This window comes from Paenibacillus sp. ACRRX (genome assembly GCF_022346885.1).
GTDB lineage: Bacteria > Bacillota > Bacilli > Paenibacillales > Paenibacillaceae > Paenibacillus_B.
In genome coordinates this window covers 20,171-37,207 of sequence record NZ_JAKRNK010000014.1, presented here as the reverse complement: position 1 = coordinate 37,207, position 17,037 = coordinate 20,171, and the positions used below count along the sequence as shown (strand labels likewise).

The 17,037-nt window shown below is 47.5% G+C and carries 18 protein-coding genes and 1 riboswitch; of the genes, 17 read left to right on the top strand and 1 reads right to left on the bottom strand.

Going from position 1 to position 17,037, the window contains the following annotated elements; genetic code table 11:
• The first annotated feature begins 247 nt into the window (after positions 1-247).
• The 13 genes from spoVT to MH117_RS25545 all read left to right on the top strand — a co-directional run bounded on the left by spoVT (position 248) and on the right by MH117_RS25545 (position 10,326).
• Positions 248-790 (top strand): stage V sporulation protein T, encoded by a 543-nt coding sequence (gene spoVT, locus MH117_RS25605; RefSeq protein WP_275444851.1) that lies wholly within the window; start codon positions 248-250, stop codon positions 788-790.
• Positions 791-1,074: 284 nt separating this feature from the next.
• Complete coding sequence (locus MH117_RS25600; RefSeq protein ID WP_239333836.1) at positions 1,075-2,859, top strand: putative polysaccharide biosynthesis protein; 1,785 nt, start codon at positions 1,075-1,077, stop codon at positions 2,857-2,859.
• Positions 2,860-3,066: 207 nt separating this feature from the next.
• The gene (yabN, locus tag MH117_RS25595; RefSeq protein ID WP_239333834.1) at positions 3,067-4,578 is read left to right on the top strand and encodes a bifunctional methyltransferase/pyrophosphohydrolase YabN; all 1,512 of its coding nucleotides are present in this window, start codon (positions 3,067-3,069) and stop codon (positions 4,576-4,578) included.
• A gap of 197 nt (positions 4,579-4,775) precedes the next feature.
• Positions 4,776-5,048, top strand: coding sequence for an HU family DNA-binding protein (locus tag MH117_RS25590; RefSeq protein WP_028543442.1), 273 nt, complete (start codon positions 4,776-4,778; stop codon positions 5,046-5,048).
• Positions 5,048-5,326: an RNA-binding S4 domain-containing protein gene (locus tag MH117_RS25585; protein WP_028543441.1), complete on the top strand. Its 279-nt coding sequence runs from the start codon at positions 5,048-5,050 to the stop codon at positions 5,324-5,326. Before MH117_RS25590 ends, MH117_RS25585 begins: the two co-directional genes overlap by 1 nt.
• 235 nt (positions 5,327-5,561) lie before the next feature.
• A riboswitch (PreQ1 riboswitch) is annotated at positions 5,562-5,605 on the top strand.
• 156 nt (positions 5,606-5,761) lie between these two features.
• Positions 5,762-6,421 carry a 7-cyano-7-deazaguanine synthase QueC gene (queC, locus tag MH117_RS25580; protein ID WP_239333832.1) on the top strand — a complete coding sequence of 220 codons (660 nt, stop codon included), beginning with the start codon at positions 5,762-5,764 and terminating at the stop codon, positions 6,419-6,421.
• Entirely contained in the window at positions 6,418-6,906 is a 489-nt protein-coding gene (queD, locus tag MH117_RS25575; RefSeq protein ID WP_239333830.1) for a 6-carboxytetrahydropterin synthase QueD, read from the top strand. Before queC ends, queD begins: the two co-directional genes overlap by 4 nt.
• A complete protein-coding gene (queE, locus tag MH117_RS25570) occupies positions 6,903-7,673 on the top strand; it encodes a 7-carboxy-7-deazaguanine synthase QueE (protein WP_239333828.1) in 771 nt (256 codons plus the stop codon). Before queD ends, queE begins: the two co-directional genes overlap by 4 nt.
• Before the next feature lie 41 nt (positions 7,674-7,714).
• Positions 7,715-8,206: a preQ(1) synthase gene (gene queF, locus MH117_RS25565; protein WP_239333826.1), complete on the top strand. Its 492-nt coding sequence runs from the start codon at positions 7,715-7,717 to the stop codon at positions 8,204-8,206.
• A gap of 128 nt (positions 8,207-8,334) precedes the next feature.
• Positions 8,335-8,619 (top strand): sporulation protein YabP, encoded by a 285-nt coding sequence (gene yabP / locus MH117_RS25560; RefSeq protein ID WP_239333824.1) that lies wholly within the window; start codon positions 8,335-8,337, stop codon positions 8,617-8,619.
• The gene (yabQ, locus tag MH117_RS25555; protein WP_239333822.1) at positions 8,616-9,284 is read left to right on the top strand and encodes a spore cortex biosynthesis protein YabQ; all 669 of its coding nucleotides are present in this window, start codon (positions 8,616-8,618) and stop codon (positions 9,282-9,284) included. Before yabP ends, yabQ begins: the two co-directional genes overlap by 4 nt.
• Positions 9,285-9,299: 15 nt before the next feature.
• The gene (locus MH117_RS25550; protein WP_239333820.1) at positions 9,300-9,632 is read left to right on the top strand and encodes an FtsB family cell division protein; all 333 of its coding nucleotides are present in this window, start codon (positions 9,300-9,302) and stop codon (positions 9,630-9,632) included.
• A gap of 184 nt (positions 9,633-9,816) precedes the next feature.
• Positions 9,817-10,326: a S1 domain-containing RNA-binding protein gene (locus tag MH117_RS25545; RefSeq protein WP_239333818.1), complete on the top strand. Its 510-nt coding sequence runs from the start codon at positions 9,817-9,819 to the stop codon at positions 10,324-10,326.
• Between the two features lie 363 nt (positions 10,327-10,689).
• On the opposite strand, the gene MH117_RS26630 is transcribed toward MH117_RS25545, so the two are convergent.
• Entirely contained in the window at positions 10,690-10,824 is a 135-nt protein-coding gene (locus MH117_RS26630; protein WP_275444850.1) for a hypothetical protein, read from the bottom strand.
• A 75-nt stretch (positions 10,825-10,899) separates the two neighbouring features.
• Between MH117_RS26630 and spoIIE the strand changes: the two genes are divergently transcribed.
• The 4 genes from spoIIE to tilS all read left to right on the top strand — a co-directional run bounded on the left by spoIIE (position 10,900) and on the right by tilS (position 17,008).
• Entirely contained in the window at positions 10,900-13,398 is a 2,499-nt protein-coding gene (gene spoIIE / locus MH117_RS25540) for a stage II sporulation protein E (RefSeq protein WP_239333816.1), read from the top strand.
• 118 nt (positions 13,399-13,516) lie between these two features.
• Positions 13,517-14,293, top strand: coding sequence for a vWA domain-containing protein (locus MH117_RS25535; RefSeq protein ID WP_239333814.1), 777 nt, complete (start codon positions 13,517-13,519; stop codon positions 14,291-14,293).
• On the top strand, positions 14,277-15,314 hold the full coding sequence (locus MH117_RS25530; RefSeq protein WP_239333812.1) for a protein kinase domain-containing protein: 1,038 nt from the start codon (positions 14,277-14,279) through the stop codon (positions 15,312-15,314). Before MH117_RS25535 ends, MH117_RS25530 begins: the two co-directional genes overlap by 17 nt.
• A 113-nt stretch (positions 15,315-15,427) precedes the next feature.
• Complete coding sequence (gene tilS / locus MH117_RS25525) at positions 15,428-17,008, top strand: tRNA lysidine(34) synthetase TilS (protein ID WP_239333810.1); 1,581 nt, start codon at positions 15,428-15,430, stop codon at positions 17,006-17,008.
• Positions 17,009-17,037 lie beyond the last annotated feature (29 nt).

Sequence of the window (17,037 nt, the reverse complement as noted above, 5' to 3'; positions counted from 1 at the left end):
TTCAACAAAAGTACTGAAAGTTGTGAAAATTTCAAGAAAACATAATCAAATATTGTCGTAAAGTGTCGAAAAATGTGATTTTTTTTGCAACTTGGATGGGTTTACCTGCGTATTATGGTTATGTATAAGAACTTGGGAGCAGATGAATACTATGGTCAGCATAAAAGAATCCATACCGATTCGCTCCTATTTGTAAATAATTCAGTAGTCCTAACAAATTATATTGATGGAAGGCGAGGCAACATACATGAAAGCAACTGGTATTGTTCGTCGTATTGATGATCTTGGTCGTGTCGTAATCCCTAAAGAAATTCGTCGCACTTTGCGAATCCGTGAAGGAGACCCACTCGAAATTTTCGTTGACCGCGATGGTGAAGTGATCTTGAAGAAGTACTCCCCAATTGGTGAACTGGGTGACTTCGCAAAAGAATATGCGGAATCGTTGTATGAAAGCACAGGTCACATTACGTTGATTTCGGACCGCGACACAGTTATCGCTGTCGCTGGCGGCTCCAAGAAAGAGTTTTTGGAGAAACAAATCGGTATGCTGCTTGAGAACTGTATGGAAAACCGCAAGACGATTGTGGAAACAAACACAGGATCTTACGAGATCGTTAAAGACAACATGGAAGCTTTGTCCTCATTTGTTGTTGCTCCAATCATAACTGGCGGAGACCCTATTGGTACTGTTGTTATGTTGAACAAAGACGAGAGCGTGAAAATGGCTCAAATGGAACAAAAAATGTCTGAAACGGCTGCCGGATTCTTAGGTAAGCAAATGGAACAATAATAAAAGTTATCGGAAACTCCTTATACATATTCGGTTTTGCTTAGGCATTAGCGAGATATGAATAAGGAGTTTTTTGCGTGTTTATGGCATGGCAGCAGCAAATTGAATATACACAGCCAGAAAAGGACAAGTTGATACCAAAGACCAGACGGTATGCCGCACAGGTGTATCCCTGTAGGCGATGAATCAGCGCGCCTGTCCTGCATGTTGAGCTTAACGTTGCTCCTTCGCCTTATGATATAATACAGGACGAAAAGGCTGTAAAGGGATAGGCGTGATCGAATATGACAGAACAGAACTTGCGTACAGCCAAACAAGTTGTACACGGAGCTCTATGGCTTGGCCTAGCCACGGCGATGTCTAAGCTAATCGGAACGTTGCAGAAGATTCCGCTGCAAAATATCGGTGGCGACGGTGTGTTTGGCATTTACAATGCAGTATACCCGTTCTATGTCTTGCTGACAGCTATCGCTACAGCGGGTATACCAATTGCTGTTTCTAGGCTTGTAGTAGATTGTGAGGCTGTAGGTGATCAGCTGGGCTCTCGTCACATCATACGTGCCTCAGCACTTTTGATGGGTACAACAGGTATTGCCGGATGGATTTTGATGTACAGCGGAGCAGAGCTAATAGCGGGTTGGATTGATAATTTACATACAATTGAGGCGATAAAGGCCTCATCTTACGCGCTTCTGGTTGTGCCACTGGCAGCTGTATTGCGGGGATATGATCAAGGCAAGGGCCGAACGACGCTTAGTGCGATATCACAAGTTGCAGAACAAGTTGTTCGTGTAGCTGTTATGATAACGCTGCTGCTGATCTTTACCGGGCAGCAGGCAGCGGATGATGTTATTGCAGCAGGTGCCACATTTGGTTCATTTGCAGGAGGTTTGTGCGGGCTTGTGCTCTTGGTAGTGGTGAGGGGAGTTGAGCTGCGCAACGAGCGGCGACAAGCGTTGGCAGCGAGCGTAGTCAGCTGTGAGGAGAAGCCAGCTGTCTTGGACACACATGTAGGACTGATACCTGCAGTTCATTCATCAAGCGGGAATATAAATGCGCTAGCCGTCGCTTCTGGAGAACAAGAGGACTGGCGTAATCACGGAGCTGAGCGTGCAGAAGGCTTGGCTTCTCCATCGAGAGAAAGCAATCCTTCCTTCGGCACATGGATGAAGCGAATGGCATGGACAGCCCTTCCGATATGCCTTGGGGCCATCGTTGTGCCTGTGGTGAATGTGGTGGATGTGTTCACTGTTCCACGGCTGTTGAATGCTGAAGGATATACAGGCACTGCTGCCATGATACAGTATGGATTATACTCCCGTGCATTGCCGCTGACCCAGCTTGTTACGATGGTCGCAGGCTCTTTGGCCGTAGGTTTAGTACCGGCGCTCGCTGAGGCAAAACGTAAGGGATCCATGAGGGAGCAAGCCAAGCTTATCAAAGGAGCCATGAGAGCTGCACTAATAATAGGTGCGGCAGCGACAGTAGGATTAGTTGTGCTGACGAGACCAATCAATATTGCTTTGTACATGGACAATCGGGCTGAGCTTGCTTTTGCTCTTGTATCAAGCACGGCATTGGCAGGAGTGCTGCAGGTCGTATCAGCTACGCTGCTGCAGGGTATTGGCGCGCTGCGCGCACCTGCTGTGCACCTGCTAGCGGCTGCCGGCGCAAAGATCGGCCTGAACATCGTGCTGGTGCCGATGTTCGGCATCGAAGGTGCAGCGCTGTCAGCGCTTGTGTCGCTGACGCTTGCAGCGGCACTGAATGTGCGCTCGCTCGCGCGACACGGCGGCGTAGCGCCTGCGGCTTGGGCCGCAGGCATTGCGCGGCTAGCGCTGGCGCTATTCGCCATGGGCGCCGTGGCAGGACTGTCCGCCGCCGTGGCGCAGGGTATTGGCGGCGGCCGGCTGGCTGCATTGGCCGCCACCGCTATCGGCGTGCCGCTAGGTGCGCTTGTATTCGGCGCCCTAGCGGTCATGCTTGGGCTCGTGCAGCCGCAGGAACTGGCTGCCGTGCCCCGAATCGGCACGCGGCTTGCTGCGCTGGCCGAGCGTCGCAAGCGTTAGCTGGCGAGGCATATTGGATGGACATTTGGCACATGTATGTCCATTCAATGAGAATTAATCCTAACAAAATCCTCTACATGCGGATTTTGTTGAGGTGAAATTTTACCCGAATGTATACTTCACTTGGTTGAATATAAGGTAATAGGTTCCAGGAATTATTTACAATATGCGTATTTAATAAGTGTATATTTCAAGGAGGCGTTCACCATGAGCGGACAGATTACAGCGGTTGGCCTAGGATCAGGCGATGTGGGTCAGTTGACGCTGGCTATTTGGAACTTATTGCGAGAATCCAAGCACCTTTATGTTCGTACGGAACACCACCCCGTTATGGGATTACTTCGTGACCACGGTGTTCGATATACGACTTTTGACAGTGTTTATGAAGCCCATGACAACTTTCCAGCTGTGTATGACGATATTAGCGGTCAGTTAATTGAACTGGCACTGAAGTCGCCCTCAGAGGAGATTGTATATGCTGTTCCTGGCCACCCGATGGTGGCTGAGTCAACGGTTAGTTTACTGCGCGAACGATGTGAACAGCAGGGGATTGAACTGCGTGTGCTTGGTGGGGAGAGTTTCTTGGATCAGGCGTTTAACCGTCTCGGATTCGATCCGATTGATGGCTTCCAGTTGTTGGACGCGACCATGCTGAATCCGGCTGTTCTGTCGCCTCAGTTGCACATCCTTATCGGACAGGTGTATGATACGTTTACTGCTTCAGACGTGAAGCTGGGCTTAATGGACATTTATCCTGATGATTACGAGGTCGTGGTTGGCCACGCGTTAGGTGTCCAAGGAATGGAACGGATTCAGCGAGTTCCGCTGCATGAACTCGATCGTGTAGAGGGATACGGGAACTTATCACTTATTTGGGTACCACGCACAACCGATGAATCCGTGCGTAATCGTACTTTTGCAAGATTGCATGAAATAGTAGGCATATTGCGTAGTCCAGAGGGATGCCCTTGGGATCAAGAACAGACTCACCAATCGATTCGCAAGAACTTGATCGAGGAAACGTATGAGGTACTGGAGACGATCGATGATGACGATCCCGTTGGCATGCAGGAAGAGCTGGGTGATATACTGCTCCAGGTCATGCTTCATTCGCAAATGGAAGAAGAGACAGGTGCCTTCACCGTCTATGATGTTGTTCAAGGTTTAAATGAGAAGCTTCTATATCGACATCCACACGTATTTGGCGAACAGAAAGCCACGGATGCTGCAGCAGCTCTGCAAAACTGGGAACAGATGAAGGCGGAAGAGAAGCGCCTTAAGGGAGTAGATAATGCTCGCAGGTCTGTACTGGACGGTGTTCCACGGGACTTGCCAGCGTTGATGAAGGCCTACAAGATTCAGAAAAAAGCCGCAAAAGTAGGTTTTGACTGGAATCAGGTGGAAGATGTACTTGACAAAGTAGGCGAAGAATTGCAAGAATTGCGAGAGGCGGTCAGCTCTTGCAACGCACAAGGACAGACAGCGGAAGCGATGCATCATGCTCAAGAAGAGCTGGGTGATGTCATATTTGCAGCCGTTAATGTCTCTAGGTTTATCGATTCGGACCCTGAGGAGGCTTTATCTCAGACCAATCGCAAATTTGTGCGCAGATTCCAATATATCGAAGAACAGCTTCGTATAAATGGCAAATCTTTTGACCAGACTGATTTACTAGAAATGGAGCAGTGGTGGCAGGAAGCGAAGCGACTTAAGCCGTAACATCTTAAGCGAGAGGTCCTTTTTATTTCTCTCTTTTTCGTCAAAATCCGAAAAAAAGTCTCGCGCGGGAAGGAATTTACTATTTAAGCAAGAATACATAAGCGTACGTATTCCGTGGCTAGATGGTAAATGTGGCTGTAACGCTGCAGAAGTCACAACACTCTATTAATGATTACGAGGATTGGGAGGCCAATAGAATGAACAAGACAGATTTGATCAACAACATTGCAGAAAAAAGCGGCTTGACTAAGAAAGATGTAGAATCCGTATTAAACGGTTTCTTCGGTGAGGTAACTGACGCATTGGTTAAAGGCGATAAAGTACAATTGATCGGCTTCGGTACTTTTGAAACTCGCAAACGCGCTGGCCGTACAGGTCGCAACCCGCAAACAGGCAAAACAATCGAAATTCCAGAGTCCGTAATTCCTGCATTCAAAGCAGGTAACAAGCTTAAAGAAGCTGTAAAATAATGCGACTCGATAAGTTCTTAAAAGTATCGCGACTCATTAAGCGGCGTACAGTCGCTAAAGATGTGTCCGGTCAGGGACGCGTGGTGTTGAACGGCCGTGAAGCGAAGCCTAGTAGTACCGTTAAGGTTGGCGACGAGATTACGGTTCAGTTCGGTCAGAAGCTTGTGACGGTTCGTGTGGAGCGTCTTCAGGAATCGACCAAGAAGGACGAAGCCGCCGGCATGTACACGCTGCTCCGAGAAGAACCGATTCCGAGGCAAGACGACCTTGGATGGTAATCAACATCCCAGAAGCAACTGTGGAACTGTATTTATACAGACCGCAGTTGCTTTTTTATATTTATCGGACTGGGGAGAATAGCGTCAATTGAAATAGATAAGCCAGAAGTATATTGGGAAATAAAGGACGATAGTCTGTATTCGATGCTTTGGTATGTGATTGTGCTATAATAATGGGCGTATAACTTCATATATTCCGCGATAGCTCAAGTTCTAATGGACAGTTTCTTGGCGCGCGGGAGAGGTTCGCAATCTCCCTCTATAAAAAACTAAGGCCATCAGCACATAGGACATGCATGCCGTCTGCTTTGTGCTGTATTTGAAGATGCCTAGTCGAGGGGATGTGCTGTGTGCGCATCCCCTTTTTACGTGTCGGCTTCTTCACAATCGGTCTGCCTTTCGCCTCTGAGGGAATAGAAAGGAAGAGACAAAATGATGAAACAAGAAAAGGCCGTTGTTGTATTTAGCGGTGGTCAAGACAGCACCACATGCCTGTTCTGGGCGTTGGAACAATTTAAAGAGGTGGAGACCATCTCGTTTGATTATGGCCAAAGACATCGCTCCGAGCTTGAACATGCTAGTCGGATCGCAGCTGAGCTTGGAGTGCCTCACCGTATTCTCGACATGTCGCTGCTGAATCAACTCGCCCCTAATGCGCTGACGCGTAGTGATATGGCGATTACGCACGAGGAGGGCCAGCTTCCATCGACATTCGTGGAGGGGCGCAATATGGTCTTCTTCACCTTTGCCGCTATTTATGCCAAGCAGATCGGGGCACGCCATTTGGTGGTCGGCGTATGCGAGACCGACTTTAGCGGCTATCCGGATTGCCGCGATGTCTTCGTGAAGTCACTGGACGTGACGCTTAATCTGGCGATGGAGTACCCGTTTGTCATTCATACACCGCTCATGTGGCTGAATAAGGCAGATACATGGCGTCTTGCTGACGAGCTTGGCGCACTGGACTTTGTGCGCGAGAAGACGGTTACCTGCTACAATGGCATTCCGGGCGACGGATGCGGGGAATGTCCCGCTTGTAAGCTGCGTCGCTCAGGGCTGGATACGTACTTGCAGGAACGGGAGGTGCGGCTGTGAAGCAGCCGGGGACGTTCCGCATCGTGGAGAAGCTGCAGCAGTTTGGTATGGATATTAGCAAGGAGCAGCTTCGTTATCATCAGAAGCGGGTGATGGTCAGTAAGGAATTTACTTTTGACGCGGCCCATCATCTGCATGCTTACGAAGGAAAATGCAAAAATTTGCATGGTCACACCTATAAAGTGGTATTTGGCATCAGCGGTAACGTAAATGAAATCGGGCTTGCGCTCGACTTTGGAGATATAAAGCAAATATGGAAGGTTCATATTGAGCCTTTTTTGGATCACCGTTATTTAAATGAGACACTCCCTCTGATGAACACAACAGCTGAAAATATGGTCGTTTGGATTTTCGAGCAGATGGAGCAGGCACTTCAAAGCGAGCCTTATAAGGAAGTATGCCATGAGGGGCGAACAGAGTTTGTACGCCTATACGAAACACCGACGAGTTATGCGGAGGTAAGACGGGAGTGGATGGCGGAATGAACGATGAAGTTCATCATTCAGTTGACTCGTCTAGAGGAACTGCTTCGGCACGGATTCCAGTGCTTGAAGTATTTGGTCCTACCGTGCAGGGAGAAGGGTTATTAGTCGGACAAAAAACGATGTTTGTCCGCACAGCGGGCTGCGATTATCGCTGCAGCTGGTGTGATTCGGCCTTCACCTGGGACGGCAGTGCTAAACAGGATATAGAGATGCTGCATGCGGAGGAGGTTTGGGAGCGGCTGTACAAGCTCGCTCCAGACCAATTTTCCCATGTGACATTGTCTGGCGGGAATCCGGCACTTTTGCCGCAGATGGGACATTTAGTAGACTTGCTGCGTGCAAAGGGTATTCGCCTGGCGGTAGAGACACAAGGAACGAAATGGCAGCCATGGCTCGCGCTTATCGATGATGTCACTGTTTCCCCAAAACCCCCGAGTTCAGGGATGATAACAAGCTATGAGCTGCTGGATGATATGGTGAATAAGCTGAGCACAGTGGGTAATGGATTGTGCCTTAAAGTGGTCATTTTTGACGAAGATGACTTTAACTATGCTATCGCTATTCATGAGCGTTATCCGGATATCTCGTTTGTATTACAGACAGGTAATGAGGCAGTTACGGCGACCGATGACGATTCACTTGTAAAGAGCTTATTACGACGTTATGAGTGGTTGATTGACCAAGTGTCAGTTGAACCGCGACTGAATGACGTTCGTGTGCTGCCCCAACTGCATACGTTGGTCTGGGGCAATAAACGTGGGGTTTAAAGCGTAAATTTATTACACATGATTAAAGGGGATGACATATGATGGCGGGACGGAATGAAGCGGAATTGCCGCTGACTCACCTTGGACAGAAGACTGAATATAAATCTACTTATGCACCAGAGGTGCTTGAATCTTTTCCGAATAAACATCCAAATCGAGATTATTTCGTTAAATTTAACTGCCCAGAATTTACTAGCTTGTGCCCTATAACGGGGCAGCCTGACTTTGCGACGATTTACATCAGCTATATTCCTGATGAGCTCTGTGTTGAGAGTAAGGCGTTGAAGCTGTATTTGTTCAGCTTCCGTAATCAAGGTGACTTCCATGAGGACTGCGTCAATATTATGATGAATGACCTGATTAAGCTTCTGAATCCGCGATACATTGAAGTATGGGGCAAATTTACCCCGCGTGGAGGTATCTCAATTGATCCTTACTGCAATTACGGCAAGCCTGGAACGTCATTTGAGGATATGGCAAGACAGCGGCTTCTGCAGCATGATCTGTACCCTGAAAAGATTGATAACCGTTAGACCGCTCGTATGATTAGGGGGAGATGAAGTTTACACATGTCCTTTCAAAAAAGAGTTGGTGTACGGAGCAGGTTCTATTTGTACCCCTTACCTTCATAATCTAGTGAAGAGAAGGAGGGGTACATGCTATGTATGAAGCAAATAAGCCAGCCAAGCGTCAAGAAGTAAAGATGATGAACCGCAAAATACTGGAACTAAGCGGCGTCATTAGTGTCGAGAGCTTTGACAGCGAGGAATTTCTGTTAGAGACCGAGTGCGGTTTCCTGACGGTTCGTGGCCATAACCTGCATATCAAGAACTTGAGCCTTGAACAGGGCTTGGTAGCTATTGAAGGAATGGTCAACTCCCTGACCTATTTAGATACGAATCAGCAGGAAAAATCCAAGGGCTTTTTTGGGAAGTTATTTAAGTGAGTCCGATCGATCTATACAGCCAGTGGATGACTGTGCTGCTTATGCTGCTGAGTGGATTAACGATGGGTGTAGCGTATGACAGCTATCGTGTTGTAGCGGGGCAGTTACATTTTCCGCGTTGGACATTACCTTGCATCGACATCATCTATTGGCTTGCTGCGACATGGTTCGTATTCCAAATGCTCGTAAAGGGCAATCAGGGAGAGCTTCGATTTTATGTATTTTTAGGCTTGGCGCTTGGCGCGTGGCTTTATTATATACTGCTCAGCAAGCTGACAGTTACTATAGTCAATGGAATTGTCATTGCAGTGAAATCTGTTGTCAAATTCCTCCTTAAAACGCTTTATTTCGTCCTGATATTGCCGCTTAAGACTATAGGACTGTTTTTACTGGCAATCCTCCGTTTTTTAGGTACGGTTGCTATTTTCCTAGGAAAAGTTGTGCTAAAATGTAGTCAGCCGCTCTGGTGGCTTGTAAAATGGGTATTTTCACCGATTGTAATGCCGCTTTGGAACCGATTTGGGATGACAGAACGGATGACTCGATGGTGGACCGGCATGAAGAGAGTGACATGTGCCGTTTCAGGAACTTTTAAGCTGGTTATAAGAAAATGTGCGAATATGCCCGGTACAATCCGAAGATGGCTCCGCATAAAGCACAAATAGCAAGGAGGTTAACAGATGGCAAGGCACTCAACCCGAACACAATCGAATGCATCATCTGCCCGGTCTGTGCGTAAAGGAACTAAGCGCCGGCTACAATTATGGCTTCTTTTTATGCTTGTGTTCATGGGATGGGGTGTATACACCTATGTTAGCCAGATGTTTCAGATGCAGGATTTGAAGCAGGAATATGTCCTTCAAGAGAAGGAGAAGCACGAAGCTGAACAAGCTCGTAATGATCTGTTAGCAGAAGTGAACAGGCTTAATACGACAGAATATATACTTGATTTAGCGAGAATTAGAGGTATGGTGCTGCCTAATGAAAAGCTTATTCGCAAACATGATGAATAAGGCTCTATAATAAGGACAACAGTCAGTTGACCAACCTTGCGCCATTACAGTATAATCACGACATAAGCAGTACTTTGCACTGGAATTTCATAGCTTCGTTTTTAGTTTAGAACTGAAACAATAAGCTGACGCTGATTCAGAGCAACGTGCCGTTTAACATTTTAAGGGAGGAACGTTTTATTCTATGACAATTGAAGTGGGCACCAAGTTAGAAGGCAAAGTGACAGGCATTACGCATTTCGGCGCGTTCGTTGATCTGTCGGGAGGTGTCACAGGACTGGTTCACATCTCTGAGATTGCCGATAACTATGTCAAAGACGTCAATGACCATTTGAAGATTGATGATGTTGTTATGGTCAAAGTTATTAACGTCGACAAGGACGGCAAGATCGGCTTGTCTATTAAGCAAGCAGTTGATAAGCCTGCGTCTGAGCAGAGACCGCCAAGAGCACCGCGCACGGATCGTCCAAGCGGACCACGTCCGGATCGTCCGGCTGGAGGTGGCGGCGGCAGAGACGGAGGAAGACCAGGAGGATTTGGGAATCGGGATCGTGGGGGACGTAGACCGTCTTACAATACCCCTTCTTTTGAGGATAAAATGTCACGTTTCCTTAAAGATAGTGAAGAGCGAATCTCCTCGCTCAAGAAGAACACAGAAGGCAAGCGTGGCGGACGCGGCGCACGTCGAGTGTAAGCACGACCGATAAGGGATTACGAAATGTAAGCACTCTGGCTTGCATTCCATATACGTGATTATTAGAGCCGCAGGGCGGATTGATTCCGCTGCCTGCGGCTTTTCTGCGTGTCTTAGGCATCTTTGATTGTTTAAGATACCTCAATCCACTTTTTGCTAATCTCACCAATCCGTCATCATTCGCTGAACCGCCCTTCTTGAACAGCATTCGGCAATCCCACTGCGAACAGATGCATCAATTGTCAATGCGGACGCTCCCCAAAACACACATTCACTATTTTTGTCGTCTTAACATAAAGTTGCGACAGTATCCTCCTTCAAAGTGTACACTTCCAGTTCAAAACAAAGTTAAACGACTACTAGTTATGACGAAATTGTGACACTGTGAACCAGCTTGCCGATCTCCAAAAGAGAAGCAATCCCTTGATGCTCCTCACATCGCGCGATCCGCGCGGTAATCTCAATACCTGTCGGAAACTTTTTTGCCAGCACGTCCACGTTCTGACAAACGTTTCCTTTTCTACTCCCTATAATAAGAGGCACATGAATCTGAGAATAGGTGGTGCAAGGGCGATGAGTAAAACGAAGATTATCCCTTTTCCAAAACAGTACGGACAGGAACCTTATAATGAGGAGGCGGTTGCGATGGAGAGCGGGGCCAAAAAATGGAGATATGAACGGTTTAAGCAATTAATCGGAACTCGCAAGTGGACAATCTTTATTTTGTGCATCGGGTTTCTATTAGGACGAGCTGTCATTTTAGAAGATTTGTTTCCTTTTGCATCCGCCTTTTTTGCAGTTATGTACTTTACAAGACGCGATCTGGCTGTATGGACGGGTACTTCGCTGCTAGCAGGGAGCCTATTTGCTGCTGAACCTACAACCTTGATGATTGGTATACAACTGCTGCTTATTGTCCTTATGCAGCGAGGTTTGCAAGCCTATGAGCGCTCTGAAATGAACTATGCCCCGTTTATGGTGCTGGCAGCTAACTTTATCGTTCATTTTTTTATGACGATGATGACCTCCCAATTGACATGGTATCCAGTCATGATGGATATAACGGATGCGGTGCTCGGATTTATGTTGACGCTGGTATTCGTTCAGGCGCTGCCTGTGCTGACGCTAAATAAACGTAATTATACACTTCGTACTGAGGAATTAATTTGTCTCATGATTCTGTTGGCCTCTATGATGGTTGGCGCTGTGGGATGGATGGTGCAGGGCTTACAGTTTGACCATGTACTGTCTCGGTTTCTGGTTATGATTTTCGCCTTTGTAGGAGGAGCTCCGCTAGGTGCTTCGGTTGGTGTTATTCTAGGTCTAATTCTGAGCCTGGCAGAACCCGGATCTATGATGCAGATGAGTCTGTTAGCCTTTGCCGGGCTTATGGCTGGATTGATGCGGGAAGGAAAGCGCTGGGCAGTATCCTTCGGGATGCTGCTAGGAACGGCTATCTTGTCCGTGTACTTGGGGCCCGCAAATAATGTGTTGGCTTCTACGTGGGAGACTATAGCAGCAGCAGTACTATTTATGCTGGTGCCACGCTCCATTATGGACACGTTGGCAAAGTACATTCCTGGCACGCAGGAACATTTGAACTCTCAACAAGAATATGCAAAGCGTGTCCGCGATATGACCGCGGATAGGGTGAAACAATTCTCAGAGCTCTTCCGTCAATTGTCCCGCAGCTTCGGACAGATGGCTGGGACGGGGGAAATTAAACAAAAGGAGGAGGAATTTAATTCATTCATAGAAGCGGTATCGCAGAAAACATGTGCTGTCTGCCCACGTCAACAGGCGTGCTGGAATAACCGCTACTTACAGACTGTTACATGGATGACGGATATGATGACAGCTATCGAAGAAAAACCGGAGATGAAGGATCGTGATATTTTACCGAGGTGGAAGGACGCGTGCCTAAAGACTCCGCACGTCCTTGCCCAGATGAAATATTTATACGAAAAGTATAGGCATGACCAAGATTGGAGGAAGCAGGTATACGACAGTCGTACTTTTGTCTCGGAGCAGTTGTCTGGGGTATCTCAGGTGATGGATGATTTGGCCAAGGAAATTCAGCGCGAGGGCAGAGAAATGTTTATGCAGGAAGAGCAAATTCGTCAAGCAATGGAGGAGCTTGGATTATCTGTGAATCGTGTTGACATCTTGTCGCTAGATAAAGGGCACGTAGAAATTGAAATGGTGCATTCCTTTACGGACGGATACGATGAATGCCGTAAGTTGATAGCACCATTGCTGTCCGATATATTAGGAGAACTTATTTCAGTTAGAGAGGAGCAGCACACGGACAGATCGGGTCGAGGAGTAGTAACCTTTGTGTCAGCCAAATCATTTGAGGTTCAGATAGGCATGGCAGGCGCTGCTAAGGGAGGGGACATGTTATCCGGAGACAGCTATCATGCACTTGAATTAAGTGGGGGCAAATACGCAATCGCACTGAGCGATGGGATGGGCAATGGGGAGCGCGCACGTATGGAGAGCAGCACGGCGCTTACGGTGCTGTCGCAGTTTCTGCAATCAGGTATGGATGAAAAGTTGGCGATACAATCAGTTAATCAAATCTTAATGGTCCGATCTTCAGATGAAGTATATGCGACGGTTGATTTAGCTATTGTTGATCTGTATACCGCGAAAACGACTTTGATGAAGAGCGGTTCTATTCCAAGCTTTATCAAGAGTGGCAAGGATGTGCAGCCTCTATCTGCAGGAAACCTGCCATTAGGCATACTTCAAGATATTGATGTAGACGCTATTCATATGCATATGAAGCCGGGTGATCTGCTTATTATGATGACAGATGGTGTCTATGATGCCCCGGGGCCGGCAATTAACAAGGATCTATGGTTACGACGGTTGATCAGCGAATTGGAGACGGACGATCCACAGGAGATCGCCGACATCCTGCTGGATACGGTTATCCACTATTCCCAAGGTCAAATTTATGATGATATGTCTGTCGTTGTCACTCGGCTCGATCGTCATATGCCGCAATGGGCGACATTGCATTGGAACCAGCATGACCGTATGGAGCGACCGCTTACGGTTAGTTAAATCAGAGCTAAAAAAGGTATATTGGAGGTGGAACAAGCACCTACACTATCGATTAAACCCTCTTATTTTGGGCAACACTAGAACTAGATTCTAGCTGCTCTAATAGGAGGGTTTTGTGATGTTACGACAGATACTATTAATTACAGATGGCTGCTCCAATGTAGGTGTCCAGCCGGCAGTTGCTGCAGCGCAGGCAAGGGATGCGGGTATTGCTGTTAACGTTGTCGGCATTGTCGACGAAGGCACCATTGGTGAGTATGGCGCTGCAGAGATTACTGATATTGCTAGAGCTGGAGGTGGCATCAGTAGAATTGTAAATCAGAGACAGCTTGCTCAGACGATGCAGATGATGACTCGGAAGACGGTCGTGCAGACCATTCATCAAGCGGTCAATCACGAATTAAAGCATATTCTTGGATGTGAAGAAGAATCAATTCGTGTCGAGGTGCTGCCTCCTGAACAGCGTGCCGAAGTTGTACGGGTTATGGATGAGATGGGAGAGGAAACGCCGCTTCGTGTTGCGCTGTTAATCGATACAAGCGCAAGCATGAAGCCTAAGCTTCCCGCTGTAGAAGACGCCATACATGACCTGATGCTAAGTCTGCAAGCTAGAAGAGGAAAAAGTGAACTGAGTGTATTTCATTTTCCAGGATCTCACGGGAACGAACATGCGGTAATGGATATGGATTGGGCAGCCGATATGAATAGAGTAAGGCGGTTGTTTCAACGGCTAAATATAAGGGGTACAACTCCTACAGGGCCTGCCCTCTTGCATGTAGTAGACTTTTACCAATATGATAGTAGGGCAAGAGCGGAGGATATTCCTTATTATTCAAGTTCCTCCAATAGGGAGGGAACGGGAACGGACGGGGTGTGGAGTGACTACATCGTATAAGCGACAGCGGACATTGGAGCGAATGCGTGAGATGCGTGCTGCTGTACTCAAGTCCGGTGAGAAAATAACAGGATTATGGAATAAACGGACCTATCGAATCGTACGTTTGTTAGGACAGGGTGCGAACGGGGTAGTCTATTATGTGGAGCGAGTTCGCAACAATGAGTCTCATTCAAGACCTATAGAAGGCTACGCACTTAAGGTTGGTGGAGACGCCATTGAGTTTCAATCCGAGATTAATGCACTTAAGGCTTTGGAAAAGATAAAACGACAGCAGGCAGGCGGGAATAGGGTTGGGCGCGATGAAGCCCGGCCTTTTCTTGTCGAAGCGGACGATGCTGAAATAGCTGGACAGAAGCTGCCGTTTTATGTAATGCGCTATGTACCAGGGATGACGCTATCTGTCTACATGAGGAAGCGAGGCTCGGATTGGTTCGGATTTATCGGAGGCAAGCTGTTATCGAGGTTAGAATGGCTGCATGAGAACGGCTGGGTATTCGGGGATATTAAAGCTGATAATGTGTTGGTACGTCAAGATGGTGATGTTGAATTAGTCGATTATGGGGGTCTGACTCCAACTGGAAGCAGTATTCGTCAATTTACAGAATGGTATGATAGAGGGTCTTGGAATGCAGGATCACGAGTGGCAGAGTTCAGTTACGATTTGTTTTCATTTGCGGTGCTGACCGTCCATTTATTTAATGAAGAGAAGCTTAAGCAGCGAATATCTGGTGTTCTGCCACAAATACGTCAGCGTGAAGACTTAATGACGATCATACGAGAGTGTCCCGTGTTGAACCCTTACGAATCGTGGTTGTTCCGTGCCATCTACGGCAAATTTCATTCCACCAGGCAGGCAAAGGAGGAGTGGATGAGGATCAGCAAACAGGTGTATCGCACACCGCGTCGTTCTCATCGCCCGACGCCTGCGTGGCTAAAAATGTCATTTGCAGGGTCAGCGATTCTTTTGCTGATGAGTGTGCTGTATTGGGCATGGAGAGAGCAGTGGTGGTTAGGCTAGCAGAATAGGTGTAAGTATACATAAAAAGCAGGTAATTGCAGTTTTGATTTAGAATTAAGTATGGAATAAGGTAAGTAATGATAGACGGGTTAAAAAGGTTGGAGGAATATAGCATGTCTGCACGCGAAGATGTTGACCATTATGACTGGCAGAGATGGATACAAGATCGACATGAACAGGCCATAAAGCGCAAACTGTGGCATGTAGGCGATCGTGTTGTTGTGGCGGTGTCCGGTGGACCTGACTCGATGCTTCTGATGCATATGCTTGCACAGATGGAAATAAGCGTCTCGAACGAAAGGCTCCATTTGGTCATTGCGCATGTACATCATGGATTTCGTCAAGAGGAATCCGATGAAGAGGCGTTGCTTGTTGCGGAGCAAGCGGCACTTCTCGGATTGCCATTTGAGATGACTCGAGTTGATGCCCCTGGTCACGCGCAGCGGTACGGGATGAACGCTCAGGCGGCTGCCCGCGAGCTGCGATATGCATTTCTCCGTGAAGTTGCGGTTAAGCACAAAGCCGCGCTTGTTGCACTCGCACATCATGCAGATGATCAAGCGGAGACGGTGCTTATGCGCTTTTTGCGCGGAACTGGCACCGCAGGGCTGAGCGGGATGGTGTGGAAGCGTTCAGAGGCAGGCATTAACTACATTCGTCCGCTTCTTGACATGCGTAAGCATGATATTGTGCAGCGCTGCGCATCACGAGGTATTATTTATGCGAATGACAGCAGTAACAGTAAGCGGAGTTATCTTCGCAATCGTCTTCGCCTTGATGTACTGCCGATGTTGGAGCAGGAAAATCCCCGCTTGGTTGAGTCGCTGGGTCAGATGGCTGAAATGATGCAGGGTGATCATGACTGGCTTGAAAGCGAGACAAGACTCTTTTTTGAAAGTCATGTGAAGGCGTGGAATGATGGTAATAACATGGACATAGATCCTTGTATTTCCAAACTGACCAGGGACGATGAGCTAATTTCTTATTATGCCGCGACATATAGGGGCGGATGCCTTCTGGATCGCAACTTGTTTCTTAAGGTACATGTTGCTTTACAACGCAGGTTGATTAAACTAATATTAAATTATCTCTTACGGGAAGCGGAACAGGTCAATTACGACGCCGTTGAACGGTTGCGGCTTATGGCGATTCAAGAAGATCCGACGACTTTAAAGGCTGACGTCGGAGGCGGGGTGCATTTCCATAGGGAATATAATCGTTTGATCTGGCTATTGGACCCTGAAACAGTGCATCCTGATTTGTCGGAAAGTCGACAGAGAAAATTATGGATTGAACGCACAGCGACTGAAGGAATCCTGCAGCTGCCGACTCATACAGGAACGATTACTTGGACAATCGCAAGCCATAAGACGGACTCGAATCATACATACTCATTGAAGAATAGCAGTGAAGCTGCGTTTGACGCGGATAAGCTGCAATGGCCAATTAAGATTAGAACGCGCATGCCGGGAGACCGGATGCGAGTTCAAGGACTAAATGGAAGCAAAAAAGTGCAAGATATGTTCGTCGACATGAAAGTGCCACCAACGCTGCGTGACTCTCTGCCAGTCATTACGGACGGGCAAGAGAATATTATCTGGATTCCCGGAGTCCGGAGATCTGATATGGCACTTGTTCAGCCGGCAACACGCTCCATTTTACATATCGGATTCGCATCGTCACTTCGCAAATGAGATGTAACCATTCGTGTTGCCGCTTCGTA